The following is a 12543-nucleotide window of genomic DNA, read 5'->3' on the forward strand; positions in this document are numbered from 1 at the left end:
CAAGCCGTTGCCTTATCCTGACCCTCGAACGAGCTACGCCATGAGGGCAGTTGTGGAGACGAGGAGGCGCCGCTTGCCGCCAAAGAGGCATCTCACGGCTCGCAGGGTGCGGCTGGGCGCTGAACTGCGCAAACTGCGCGAGGCGACAGGCATGAAAGCCCGGGAAGCCGCAGCACTACTCGGTGCTGACGCTGTCCAGATAAGCCAGATCGAGTCCGGCGTGGCAGGCGTGAGCGCGGAACGCGTACGCCGCCTGGCAGCCCACTACGCCTGCACGGATGAGGCGTTGGTGGAGGCGCTGGTGGCTATGGCCACCGACCGCACACGAGGTTGGTGGGAGGAGTACCGGGGCGTCCTCCCACCAGTGTTCCTGGACACCGCCGAGGTCGAACACCACGCGACGTTCCTTCGGGAGGTCGTGATCACGCATGTTCCCGGACTCCTGCAGACCGCCGACTATGCCCGAGCCGTGTACGCATTCATGATGCCGGGCTTGCCCGAGGCCGAGTTGACTCCTCGCGTCGAACACCGGATGCGACGGCGCGCCGTCATCGAAGGTGATGATCCCACCCCCTACGAGACGATCGTCCACGAGTTCGCCCTGCGCATCCGCGTGGCCGACCGCCAGGCGTCACAGGCTCAACTTCTGAGAATCCTGGACCAGATCGAGCAGGAACACGCCGCCGTCCGCGTCATCCCCACCGACCAGGACGGTTTCGCTGGGGCCGGGGCTTCGATGATGTACGTGGGTGGTGCGGTACCGCGATTGGACACCGGCCTGCGGGACGCACCCACCGGGACCGCATTCATCGATGCGGAACCCCAACTTGCCCAGCTCCGAACACTCTTCCGTAAGGTGGAGAAGGCGACGTTGGACCCCGTTGCATCGCGGGACTTCATTCACCGCCTGACGAAGGAGCTGTGAGGCACCCGATGGACCGCACCCTGCGCTGGCAGAAGTCCACCTTCTCCGACGGCGGGGACGGCAACACCTGCGTAGAACTGGCCGCCACCCCCACCACCCTCCACCTCCGCGAAAGCGACGACCCCGCCACCCAGCTCACCACCGGCCCCACACCACTGGCCCACCTCATACGCGGGCTGAAGTCGGGCCGGTTCGCGACGAACTGAGCTGAGCCCCGCCGCTACTTGCCGCCCGCCTCCGCGAGGGTGTGGGCGACGAGGGCGTTGGCGTGGCCGTGGCCCAGCCCGTGTTCGGCCTTGAGCCAGTTCACCAGCTCCATGTGCTTGGTCAGCGGCGAGGTGCGGATGAGGTCCTTCCACTCCGCGATGGGGCGACCGTACTTCTTCTCGATGGAAGGGAAGTAGCTGGCAGGGCCCTTGACGGCGTCAGTCATGTCGGCGGTGTCCCGTCTGTCCGAAGAAGTGTGTTGTCGCTCGTATGACCGGCGGGCGGGGCTCGTCTCATCGGTCACTGGAAGTGCACTGCGTCACACTCGCCTATGCGTGGATGTGGGCGGGCAGGTCGAACAGCGGAAACAGGCGCTCGGTGTCGCGGAAGACACTGATGTCCGTGATCCGGTCCCCGGAGAAGTCGATGACCTGAAGTGCCCAGGGATCGAACCCCGTTCCCTCGGCACTGGGCCGGTACTGGCCGAACGCCGGCGAGCCGTTCGCGAAGGTGGGGATCAGCCGTGACCCCCGGCAGCCGACGGCCGGCCCGGTCAGCCATGCCCGGATGTCGGAGACGCCTCGCATCCACAGGGCGTACGGCGGCAGGGACATGGTGGCGTCCACATGGAGCAGCATGCTCAGCTCCTCCATGTCGAAGCTGGAGAAGGCCGCCGCGTACCGCTTCGCCAGCACCTGCTGGACGGTGCTGGACGGCCGTACCGCCGGTTCGTCGGCCGCTTCGCGCCGGGCGGCGAGCGTGGCACGGGCGCGCTGGAGCGCGCTGTTGACCGACGCGACCGTGCAACCCTGGAGGTCCGCGACTTCCCGCGCCGAGAAGACCATGACGTCACGGAGCAGGAGAGTCGCGCGCTGCTTGGGCGGCAGGTGCTGGAGCGCGGCGATGAACGCGAGGTGCACCGATTCGCCGGTCTCGACCGCCTCCGCGGGGTTGTCCCCCGTGCGGACGGGAACGGCCGGGCACGGTTCGATCCAGAGGCCGGCATCCAGTGGAGTGCCTGGTGAGGTGGCTCCACCGGTCGGGCCGGAGAGGTCCATCGGGCGGGCTCGGCGCTTGCCTGCGGCGAGTGCGTCGAGACAGACGTTGGTGGCGATCCGATAGACCCATGACCGCAGCGACGACCGTTCCTCGAACCGGTCGAGGCCGCGCCATGCCCGGACCATGGTCTCCTGCACGGCGTCTTCCGCTTCGAAAACCGATCCCAGCATCCGGTAGCAGTAGCCGGTCAGCTCGGCCCGGTGCCCCTCCAGTCGGTCCACGACCTTCATCTCCACCCCAGCACCCCCTGCTCGGCAGGATAGCCGGGGTGATCGCCGCTGCCCTCAAGCCACCCGCACGCCCCTCCGCCACACCCCGCTGACCAGCGGCACCCCCGGCCGGTACGCCAGGTGTACATGGCTCGGTGCGTCCAGCAGGGTCAGGTCGGCGTATGCGCCGGGGCTGATGCGGCCGATGTCGGAGCGCCGCAACGCCGCCGCGCCGCCCGCCGTCGCCGACCACACCGCCTCGTCGGGGGTCATGCCCATGTCCCGTACGGCGAGGGCGATGCAGAAGGGGACGGAGGAGGTGAAGGAGGACCCGGGGTTGCAGTCGGTCGACAGGGCCACCGTGACGCCCGCGTCCAGGAGGCGGCGGGCGTTCGGCCACTCCGCCCGGGTGGAGAACTCGGCGCCGGGGAGCAGGGTGGCGACCGTACGGCCGCTTGCCAGGGCATCGACGTCCGCGTCGGTGAGGTGCGTGCAGTGGTCGGCGCTGGCCGCGTCGAGTTCGACGGCCAGTTGGACGCCGGGGCCGTACGACAACTGGTTGGCGTGGATGCGGGGGTGCAACCCCTTCGCCTTGCCGGCCGTGAGGATCGCGCGGGCCTGGTCGCCGTCGAACGCGCCCTTCTCGCAGAAGACGTCGATCCAGCGGGAGTGCGGGGCGCAGGCGTCGAGCATCTCGCCGGTGACGAGGGCGACGTAGGCGGCCGGGTCGTCGGCGTAGTCGGGGGAGACGATGTGCGCGCCGAGGTAGGTGACCTCGTCGGTGTGCGCGGACGCGATGCGCAGGGCGCGGGACTCGTCCTCGACCGTCAGGCCGTAGCCCGACTTCGTCTCGAACGTGGTCGTGCCCTGGCGCAGGGCCTCGGCGAGGTAGCGGGTGAGGTTGGCCTCCAGCTCCTCGTCCGTCGCCGCCCGCGTCGCCGCGACGGTCGTGCGGATGCCGCCCGCGCTGTAGGCACGGCCGGACATGCGGGCGTTGAACTCCGCCGTGCGGTCGCCCGCGAAGACCAGGTGGGAGTGGGAGTCGACGAAGCCCGGGAGGGCCGCCCGGCCGCCGGCGTCGACCCGATTGTCAGTGGTGGGTGCTTTCCTGGATTCACCGGTCCACGCGACGCGGTCGCCGTCGATGACGACGGCCGCGTCCTGGATCAGACCGAGGGGGGATCCGTCACCTAGGGAGGGGTCGTTGGTGACCAGCGTGGCGATGTTGGTGATGACGGTGCTGCTGCTCATGACGTCCTCGTGGGTGGTGGGGGTGCGGCGTCTGCTCGGCCTCGGTCGCGGACTCGGCCTCAGCCGCGCAGGGCTTCGATCGCGTCCGCCAGCGCCGACGGCACGTCCGGTACGAGGGCGTGGACGCCGTCCCGTACGACCTGCCGCCCCGCGACGATCGTGTGCCGTACGTCCGCTGCCGTCGCGGCGAATACGGCCGTCTCGGCGCCCAGCCTGGGCAGCGGCCCCGCCGTCCTGACCGAGTCGAGGGCGATGGTGGTGAGGTCGGCGAGCGCCCCGGCCTCGATGGTGCCCGCGTCGTGCCAGCCCAGCGCCGCGTGACCGTCCGCCGAAGCCGCGCGCAGCAGTGCCGCGGCCGTCCAGTGGCCCCGCACGCGGGTGCGCAGCCGCTCGTTCAGCTCCATCGCGCGCGCCTCTTCGAGCAGGTCGATGACGGCGTGGCTGTCGGAGCCGAGGGAGAGCGGGGAGCCCGCGCGCTGGAGGGCGGTGGCGGGGCCGATGCCGTCCGCGAGGTCGCGTTCCGTCGTCGGGCACATGCAGGTTCCGGTGCGCGAGCCGCCGAGCAGGGCGATGTCCTCGTCGGTGAGATGGGTGTTGTGCACGCCGGTGGTGCGCGGGCCGAGGACGCCGTGGTCGGCGAGCAGCCGGGTGGGCGTGCACCCGTGCACGGCCAGGCAGGCGTCGTTCTCGGCGGTCTGCTCCGACAGGTGCACGTGGAGCGGGGCCCGCCGCTCCTCCGCCCACCGCGCCACCGTCGCCAACTGGTGTGCGGGCACGGCCCGTACGGAGTGGATCGCCGCCCCGATCCGCGCGTGATCCCGTTCCTTGAGAACTGAACAGCGTTCGGCCCAGGCCTCCGCGGTCCCGTCGGAGAAGCGGAGCTGGTGAGTGTTGGGGGGCTCCCCACCGCGCTTGTCCGAGATGGCGGAGGAGAGGTACGCGGTGTCGAGGAGGGTGATGCGGATACCGGCTTCGGCGGCGGCCGCGATCAGGGCCTCGCCCATGGCGTTGGGCTCGGCGTAACGGGTGCCGCCGGGTGCGTGGTGCACGTAGTGGAACTCGCCGACCGCCGTGACACCCGCCAGCGCCATCTCGGCGTACACGGCGCGGGCCAGGGCGTGGTAGGTCTCCGGTGTCAGCCGGTCCGCGAAGGAGTACATCACCTCGCGCCAGGTCCAGAAGGTGCCCGAGCCGACCTGGACGGTGCCGCGCAGGGCGCGGTGGAAGGCGTGGCTGTGGGCGTTGGCCAGGCCCGGCAGGGTCAGCCCCCGGAGGGTCTCGGCGCCCGGTGGCGGGGCGGGGGTGTCCGTACGGACGGCCGTGATCCGGCCGTCCGCCACCTCCAGCAGCACCCCCGGCTCGACATGGGTGCCGAGCCAGGCGTGCTCCAGCCAGTACGTCCGCGTCGGCTCAGTCGTCGTCACCTGCGTGCCAGCCCTTCCAGTACGTCGGCGAGCGCGGTCACCCCGGCCACACAGTCGTCCTCGGCGGCGAACTCGGCCGGGGAGTGCGAGACGCCGGTGGGGTTGCGTACGAACAGCATGGCCGTCGGAATGCTCCCGGAGAGGATTCCGGCGTCGTGTCCCGCGCCGGTGCCCAGCACGGGCACCCTCAGGTCGGTGTCCCGGCCCAGGATGCGGGCGAGTTCGTCGCGCAGGGCGTGGTCGAACTCTACGACCGGCGTGAAGGACTCACGGACGACGTCGAGGTCGACGCCGTGTGCGGCGGCGTACTCGCGCGCGGCCTTCTCCACGCCCGTGACCACCGTGTCGAGGGTCTCCTGGTCGGCGGCGCGGGAGTCGAGCCAGCCGCGCACCAGGGAGGGGATGGCGTTGACCCCGTTCGGCTCCACCGCGATCTTGCCGAAGGTGGCGACGGCACCGGCGAGTTCGGCCTCCCGGCGGGCGGCGAGCACGGTCTCGGCGTACGACAGCATGGGGTCGCGGCGGTCCACCAGCCGGGTGGTGCCGGCGTGGTTGGCCTCGCCCCGGAAGTCGAAGCGCCAGCGGCCGTGCGGCCAGATGGCGCTGGCGATGCCGACCCGGTCGCCGGACAGGTCCAGCGCGCGGCCCTGTTCGACGTGGAGTTCGACGAAGGCGCCGATCCGGGCGAGCCGCTCCGGGTCCGGTCCGATGGTGTCGGGGTCGTACCCGGCGCTCTCCATGGCCCGCGGCAGCGTGATGCCGTCGCCGTCGGTCAGCCGGTGCGCCTGCTCGACGGTGAGCTGCCCGGCGGTGAGCCGCGAACCGACACAGGCGAGCCCGAACCGGGCGCCCTCCTCGTCGCCGAAGTTGACGATGGCCAGGGGCTTTTCGAGCCGCGCTCCCCTCCCGCGCAGCTCGTCGAGGGCGGCGAAGGAGGACACCACCCCGAGGGGCCCGTCGAAGGCCCCTCCGTCGGGCACGGAGTCCAGATGCGACCCGGTGACCACGGCGTCCCCGGCCTCCGGGTCGCCCAGCCAGGCCCACTGGTTGCCGTTCCGGTCGACCTCGTACGCCAGCCCGCGCGCCTCGGCCTGCTCCTTGAACCAGGCCCGGCACTCGCCGTCGGCTCCGGTCCATGCGTAGCGCCGGTAGCCACCGGAGTCGGCGTGCCGGCCGATGGGCAACAGCTCGCGCCACATCTCGTGGAAGGAGCTGCCGGCACCGACAGGCCGCACGGGCCGTGGGCCGCCGCCGTCCCCGTCCAAACCCGCGGACGGCGACGAGACCTCAGCCCCCGCCGGAGGGTTGCCGTGCTGCCCTTCGCTCCGCGTCACGCCTGGTCACCCTCGCGCATAGGCACCCGGACCCCGCGCTCCTGCGCAACCGACTCCGCGATGTCGTACCCCGCGTCCACGTGCCGGATGACCCCCATGCCCGGGTCGTTCGTCAGCACCCGGCGGATCTTCTCCCCGCCGAGCTTCGTGCCGTCGGCGACGGTCACCTGCCCGGCGTGGATGGACCGCCCCATGCCGACGCCGCCGCCATGGTGGATGGAGACCCAGGACGCCCCGGAGGCCACGTTGACCATGGCGTTCAGCAGCGGCCAGTCGGCGATCGCGTCGGAGCCGTCGAGCATGGCCTCGGTCTCGCGGTACGGGGAGGCCACGGAGCCGCAGTCGAGGTGGTCGCGGCCGATGGCCAGCGGGGCCGCCAGTTCACCGGAGGCCACCATGTCGTTGAAGCGCTCGCCGGCCTTGTCGCGCTCGCCGTATCCGAGCCAGCAGATGCGGGCGGGCAGGCCCTGGAAGTGGACGCGTTCGCCGGCCATCTTGATCCAGCGGTGCAGGGACTCGTTCTCCGGGAAGAGCTCCAGGATCGCCTTGTCGGTCTTGGCGATGTCCGAGGCCTCGCCGGACAGGGCGGCCCAGCGGAAGGGGCCCTTGCCCTCGCAGAAGAGGGGGCGGATGTAGGCAGGGACGAAGCCGGGGAAGGCGAAGGCGCGGTCGTATCCGGCGAGTTGGGCCTCGCCGCGGATGGAGTTGCCGTAGTCGAAGACCTCGGCGCCGGCGTCCTGGAAGCCGACCATGGCCTCGACGTGCTTGGCCATCGACTCGCGCGCGCGGGTGGTGAAGCCGGCCGGGTCCTTGGCGGCGGCGTCGGCCATGTCCTCGAAGGCGACGCCGAGCGGCAGGTAGGACAGCGGGTCGTGGGCCGAGGTCTGGTCGGTGACGATGTCGATCGGGGCGTTCATCGCCAGCAGCTGCGGGACCAGCTCCGCCGCGTTGCCGAGCACGCCGATGGACAGTGGTCGGCGGGCGTCGCGGGCCTCGGTGGCCAGCTGGAGGGCGTGGTCGAGGGAGTCGGCCTTGACGTCGAGGTAGCGGTGCTCGATGCGGCGGTCGATGGCGCGCGGGTCGCAGTCGATGCAGATCGCCACGCCGTCGTTCATGGTGACGGCGAGGGGCTGGGCGCCGCCCATGCCGCCGAGGCCGGCCGTCAACGTGATCGTCCCGGCGAGGGTGCCGCCGAACTTCTTCGCGGCGACGGCGGCGAAGGTCTCGTAGGTGCCCTGGAGGATGCCCTGGGTGCCGATGTAGATCCAGGAGCCGGCGGTCATCTGGCCGTACATGGTCAGGCCGAGGGCCTCCAGGCGGCGGAACTCCTCCCAGTTGGCCCAGTCGCCGACGAGGTTGGAGTTGGCGATGAGGACGCGCGGGGCCCACTCGTGGGTCTGCATCACGCCGACCGGGCGGCCGGACTGGACGAGCATGGTCTCGTCCTGCTTCAGCCCCTTCAGCGTCCGCACCATCGCGTCGAAGGAGCGCCAGTCGCGGGCCGCCTTGCCGGTGCCGCCGTAGACGACGAGCTTGTCGGGGTGCTCGGCGACCTCGGGGTCGAGGTTGTTCTGGAGCATCCGCAGGGCGGCTTCCTGCTGCCAGCCCAGGGCGCTCAGTTCCGTACCGCGCGGGGCTCGTACGGGGCGGGGTCCCGACATCGTCTGCCTCCTCCTGTTACTACGTATATTCAAATCATGGCCGCCTGAATAGAGCTAGTCAATACATCGGTGCGCCAAGTCGGTGTCGCGACGGTGTATGGCTGGAAGTACCGGAGGAACGGGTACGCACACCCACGAAAGCGGGAGAAAGCATGCGGCAGGACACCGACAGCACGGCGGCAGCACGCGCGGCCCGGCGTGACGAGGCGGTGCGGGCCGTCGTGGAGCAGGGGCTGCTCGGCCCCGGGGCGCCCGTGGTGGGGCTGCTGGACGTCACCGGCATCCGGGAGTCGGCGGCCGAGCTGCGCGCGGCGTTCGAGGAGGTGCTGGCGCCGGGTACGCCGGTGCTGCACGCCTTCGCGGTGAAGGCGACCCCGCTGGTGCCCGTGCTGCGGCTGCTGGACGAGGCGGGGGTCGGCGCGGAGGTGGCGAGCCCGGGCGAGCTGGCCCTGGTGCGGGCGGCCGGGGTGCCGCCGGAGCGGATCGTGCTGGACTCGCCCGCCAAGACGCCCGAGGAGCTGCGGGAGGCGCTGGCGCTCGGTATCGCGGTCAACGCGGACAACCCGCAGGAGCTGGCGCGCATCGATGCCCTGATGGGGGCCGGGCCCAGCCGTTCCCCGCTCGGGCTCCGGGTCAATCCGCAGATCGGCGGGGGCTCGATCGAGGCGACCTCGACGGCGACTCAGACCTCGAAGTTCGGGGTGGCGCTGCGCGACGAGGGGGCCCGGGAGTGGGTCGTACGGGCGTATCTGGACCGGCCGTGGCTGACCCGGCTGCACGCGCACACCGGCTCGCAGGGCATCCCGCTGTCATTGCTGGCGCGGGGGGCGGCGGAGGCGTACGGGCTCGCCGAGGAGATCAACGCGCGCGCGGGGCGGCGGCAGGTGGACACGCTCGACATCGGCGGCGGACTGCCGGTGAACTTCGGCTCCGACACGACGACGCCGACGTACGCGCAGTACGCCCGGATGCTGAGCGAGACGGTGCCGGGGCTGGTCGACGGGCGGTACGGGCTGGTGACGGAGTTCGGGCGGTCGCTGCTGGCCAAGCACGGGACGGTGGTGGCCCGGGTGGAGTACGCCAAGAGCGCGGGCGGGCGGCGGGTGGCGGTGACGCACGCGGGTGTGCAGGTGGCGGCGCGGACGGTGTACGTACCGGAGGCTTGGCCCCTCAGGATCGCCGCGTACGACGCGAAAGGGCGGCCGAAGACGGGGCCCGAGGTGGTGCAGGACGTGGCCGGGCCGGCCTGCTTCTCCGGCGACCTGCTCGCCCAGGGGCGCGCCCTGCCGCTGCTGGAGCAGGGCGACCACGCGGCGGCGCTGGACACCGGCGCCTACTACTTCGCGCACCACTACGCCTACAACTCCCTTTTGCGGCCCGGCATTTACGGCTTCGTCCCGGACGGCGCGGGAGGCGTTGCGTTCGCGACGGTGCGCGAACCGCAGACGCCCGACGAGATCGTGGCCGAGTCCGGAGGGGCGCACGTCACAGCCCTCACCACCCTCGGCGCATCCGGGCGCCGTTGACGCACCCCCCTGTTCACTCGATCAAGTGGGCTGACATCAGGGCAAGTTGACCCACATTAGCCCTCCGGACGCATGTTCCACTGGAAAATGCCAGAAGCCTCACCTGCCACGCACACGTTGCGTAGTGTCTGCGTCACTCAGCCGGAGTCCCAGGCGGGAGGGGAGCCCAACGGTGCCCGGAATCGACGAGTGCCTACTGGAAGCGATGCGTCTGCCCGGTGCCCGGGGCGCGGCGCTGGTGGACTGGACGAGCGGGCTCGCCCTGGGCACCGTCGGGGACTCCCCCGGCGGTGACCACGAGACGACCGCGGCCGAGGCGGCCGAACTGGCCCGGCTGGCCGCCGAGCACGGGGCGTTCTCCGCCGCAGGGGAGGCCGAGGACGAACACCCGCCGGTCGAGGACCTGATCATCAGCAACCGGGACAGCTACCACCTGCTGCGGTTCGTGGACACGTCGTTCGACAGCACCGTGCTGCTGCACCTGTGGCTGGCCCGCGAGGACGGCAATCTGGCCCTCGCGCGGATCCGGCTCGGCGAGATGGCCGCCGGGCTGGTGCTGGGATGACCATGGTCAGAACGCCTCCGCCGCCGCCCCTGCCCGTGCGGGACAGAAGAGCCGAAGGGGACGGGGCCCGCGCCGCCCTCTCGCCGATGCTGACCCGGCTCGCCGAGGAACGGGCCACCGGTGTCCTCGTCCGCGAGCACGGCTCGCTGCACCTCGCCGAGGGCCGGGTGGTGCACGCCGAGAGCCCGCTCGCCCCGGGTCTCGGCCTGCTCCTCACGGCCCACGGCACCCTGGAGCCGGCCACCTGGCGGCAGGCCGCGGAACAGGCCGGCGACGCGCCCGGCGCCGCCCGTCTGCTGCTCGTCGCCGGACGGCTGGCGGCGGGCGCGCTGGAACTGTGCCACCTGGGCGCGGTGTTCGACGCCGGGTACTTCGCCCTGGCGCCGAGCAGCACTCCGGGCCACTTCCGGTACGGGCCGGTGACCGCCCCGGTCACCCTGCATCCCATCCCGGTCACCGTGCTGGAGCGGGAGACCCTGCGCCGCCGCCTGCTGCTGCACCGCGTCTGGCCGGACCCGGCGACCGACAGCGCCCCGCTGATCCGCGCCGACCCGCTCTCGGCCCCACAGGTCACACCCCGCCAGCAGGCGGTGCTGACCCGGGTGAACGGGCACCGTACGGCGGCGGGCATCGCGCTGGAGCTGGGCCGGCCCGCCTTCCACACCCTGATGGACGTACGGCGGCTGGCGGCGGCGGGCCTGATCGCGCCGGACCCGGCGGTGTCGGCCCCACCGCCTCACCCACCACCCCCGCCCCCGGTCACCGACCCCGACATCGCGCTGCTGAAGAGGCTCAGGGATGCGCTGGAGGCCCTTTGAACGGCACCGACCCGCCGAGAGGAGACATCTGATGGCGGCCGAGCCAGAGATCCACGCGATCCTGGACGAACTACGGCGACTACGCAGCCGGGTCCCCCAGCTCACCGGCGCCCTGGCGGCCGGCGTCGACGGCCTCGTCGTCGCCCAGGACACCCCCGGCGTCGACCCGGAGGGCCTGGCGGCGCTCACCGCGGCGGCGCTCGGCGTCGCGGTACGGGTCGCCGACGCCACCGGTCAGGGCGACTTCCGGGAACTGCTGGTCCGCGGCGAGCACGGCTACGTCGCCACCTACGCGGCCGGCCGCACCGCCGTCCTGACCCTGCTCGCCCAGGACCGCGTCAACGTCGGCCGGCTGCACCTGGAGGGCCGCCGCGCGGCCGCCCGGATCGGGGAGCTGGTCGACGCGGCGGAGGCGGCCGCCAAGGCCGCCGAGGCCTCCCAGCCCGCCCGGCCACCCGGCCGGACCACCACCTCACGAACCCTCAGACCCACTCGTACGCCACGTGCCGCGGCCACCGACGCGCGCACCGCAACCGACAGTTGAAAGGACACGAAACACCATGGCCAACACCGAGACCGCACTGAAGGAATGCCTCGCCTCCATCGAGGGCGCCACCGGCGTCGCGCTCGTCGACTACACCAGCGGGATGGCGCTGGGCACGATGGGCGGCAGCAAGGGCTTCGACCTCAACGTGGCCGCCGCCGGGAACACCGACGTCATCCGGGCCAAGATGCGCACGATGGAGCACCTCGGGCTGAAGGGCGAGATCGAGGACATCCTGATCACCCTGACCAACGCCTACCACCTGATCCGGCTGCTCAAGGGCCGCGGCGGCAACGGCCTGTTCCTCTACCTGGTCCTCGACTCCAACCGGGCCAACCTGGCGATGGCCCGGCACCAGCTGAAGAAGATCGAGGAGGAACTGGAGGTCTGAGGAAGTCCTGAGCGCGGCCCGAGCGGCGGTCAGACGAGCGCCGCGGTGCGGCGGCGGGTCCCGCCCGGGGCCGCGTCGCCCGCCGCGATGCCCGTACCGCGGAAGGCCTTGACGGCCTTGCCCGCGGGGCGGCCGCCGCGCTTGCCGAGCCAGTCGACACGCACCCACAACAGCTCGTCCAGGGCCCGCTCGCGCCGCCCGAGCCAGGCCGCCTTGAGCCTGAGCCCGGTGCCGGCCCCGGCCAGCAGCAGCCCGCCCGCCGAGGGCACCACGAAGGCGCCGGCCAGCGCGACGAGGAAGGCCAGCAGCAGCCACCAGCGGTGACCCCGGCGCCAGTTGCGCACGGTCACCGCGCGGTCCTGGAGCACGTCGTGCTTGCCCGCGCGGGCCGCCCCGCGGGCGAGGCCGGCGTACCGCCCACGGCCCACCAGGGCCACCACGGCGGTGGCCACGAGGAACAGCGCGGCCCCCGTGAGAAGCCCGATCCGGCGTCCGGTCACGCCGGGCGGCAGCATCCCGATGCCCGCCGCGAACACCCCGAGCCACCACAGTGGAGCGGCCCCCGCCCGTACGACGACGGCCACCCGGGCCAGTCCCTGTCCTCCACGCGCCATGTCCGCAGCCTCCTC

14 protein-coding genes are annotated in these 12543 nt (G+C 72.1%); 7 read left to right on the top strand and 7 right to left on the bottom strand.

What is annotated here, in order from left to right; genetic code table 11:
• The first annotated feature begins 40 nt into the window (after window positions 1-40).
• Both ACFY01_RS35145 and ACFY01_RS35150 read left to right on the top strand, forming a co-directional pair.
• A complete protein-coding gene (locus ACFY01_RS35145) occupies window positions 41-925 on the top strand; it encodes a helix-turn-helix domain-containing protein (RefSeq protein ID WP_390739805.1) in 885 nt (294 codons plus the stop codon).
• 8 nt (window positions 926-933) lie between these two features.
• Entirely contained in the window at window positions 934-1131 is a 198-nt protein-coding gene (locus tag ACFY01_RS35150; RefSeq protein ID WP_390739806.1) for a DUF397 domain-containing protein, read from the top strand.
• A 14-nt stretch (window positions 1132-1145) separates the two neighbouring features.
• Here the strand turns inward: ACFY01_RS35150 and ACFY01_RS35155 are convergent, their stop codons facing one another.
• From ACFY01_RS35155 to hutU, 6 genes are all read right to left on the bottom strand, one after another.
• Complete coding sequence (locus tag ACFY01_RS35155) at window positions 1146-1358, bottom strand: DUF4287 domain-containing protein (protein ID WP_390739807.1); 213 nt, start codon at window positions 1356-1358, stop codon at window positions 1146-1148.
• 103 nt (window positions 1359-1461) lie between these two features.
• Window positions 1462-2421 (bottom strand): sigma-70 family RNA polymerase sigma factor, encoded by a 960-nt coding sequence (locus ACFY01_RS35160; protein WP_390739808.1) that lies wholly within the window; start codon window positions 2419-2421, stop codon window positions 1462-1464.
• Between the two features lie 54 nt (window positions 2422-2475).
• Window positions 2476-3651 (bottom strand): imidazolonepropionase, encoded by a 1176-nt coding sequence (gene hutI / locus ACFY01_RS35165; protein ID WP_390739809.1) that lies wholly within the window; start codon window positions 3649-3651, stop codon window positions 2476-2478.
• A gap of 59 nt (window positions 3652-3710) precedes the next feature.
• Entirely contained in the window at window positions 3711-5075 is a 1365-nt protein-coding gene (locus tag ACFY01_RS35170; RefSeq protein ID WP_390739810.1) for a formimidoylglutamate deiminase, read from the bottom strand.
• Window positions 5072-6274 carry an allantoate amidohydrolase gene (locus ACFY01_RS35175; protein WP_390739955.1) on the bottom strand — a complete coding sequence of 401 codons (1203 nt, stop codon included), beginning with the start codon at window positions 6272-6274 and terminating at the stop codon, window positions 5072-5074. The genes ACFY01_RS35170 and ACFY01_RS35175 overlap by 4 nt, the downstream gene beginning before the upstream one ends.
• Before the next feature lie 131 nt (window positions 6275-6405).
• Window positions 6406-8070, bottom strand: coding sequence for a urocanate hydratase (gene hutU, locus ACFY01_RS35180; protein ID WP_390739811.1), 1665 nt, complete (start codon window positions 8068-8070; stop codon window positions 6406-6408).
• Between the two features lie 152 nt (window positions 8071-8222).
• Here hutU and ACFY01_RS35185 point away from each other — a divergent pair, with 152 nt between their 5' ends.
• The 5 genes from ACFY01_RS35185 to ACFY01_RS35205 all read left to right on the top strand — a co-directional run bounded on the left by ACFY01_RS35185 (window position 8223) and on the right by ACFY01_RS35205 (window position 11914).
• Window positions 8223-9596 (top strand): diaminopimelate decarboxylase, encoded by a 1374-nt coding sequence (locus ACFY01_RS35185; protein ID WP_390739812.1) that lies wholly within the window; start codon window positions 8223-8225, stop codon window positions 9594-9596.
• A gap of 172 nt (window positions 9597-9768) precedes the next feature.
• Window positions 9769-10161: a hypothetical protein gene (locus ACFY01_RS35190; protein WP_390739813.1), complete on the top strand. Its 393-nt coding sequence runs from the start codon at window positions 9769-9771 to the stop codon at window positions 10159-10161.
• Window positions 10158-10979 (top strand): transcriptional regulator, encoded by an 822-nt coding sequence (locus ACFY01_RS35195; RefSeq protein WP_390739814.1) that lies wholly within the window; start codon window positions 10158-10160, stop codon window positions 10977-10979. The genes ACFY01_RS35190 and ACFY01_RS35195 overlap by 4 nt, the downstream gene beginning before the upstream one ends.
• A gap of 31 nt (window positions 10980-11010) precedes the next feature.
• Entirely contained in the window at window positions 11011-11523 is a 513-nt protein-coding gene (locus ACFY01_RS35200; protein ID WP_390739815.1) for a roadblock/LC7 domain-containing protein, read from the top strand.
• A gap of 16 nt (window positions 11524-11539) precedes the next feature.
• A complete protein-coding gene (locus ACFY01_RS35205) occupies window positions 11540-11914 on the top strand; it encodes a hypothetical protein (RefSeq protein WP_390739816.1) in 375 nt (124 codons plus the stop codon).
• Window positions 11915-11943: 29 nt separating this feature from the next.
• On the opposite strand, the gene ACFY01_RS35210 is transcribed toward ACFY01_RS35205, so the two are convergent.
• Complete coding sequence (locus ACFY01_RS35210) at window positions 11944-12528, bottom strand: hypothetical protein (RefSeq protein WP_390739817.1); 585 nt, start codon at window positions 12526-12528, stop codon at window positions 11944-11946.
• Between the last annotated feature and the right edge of the window lie 15 nt (window positions 12529-12543).

Origin of the sequence: Streptomyces sp. NPDC001480 (genome assembly GCF_042894725.1) — a bacterium.
Classification (GTDB): domain Bacteria; phylum Actinomycetota; class Actinomycetes; order Streptomycetales; family Streptomycetaceae; genus Streptomyces.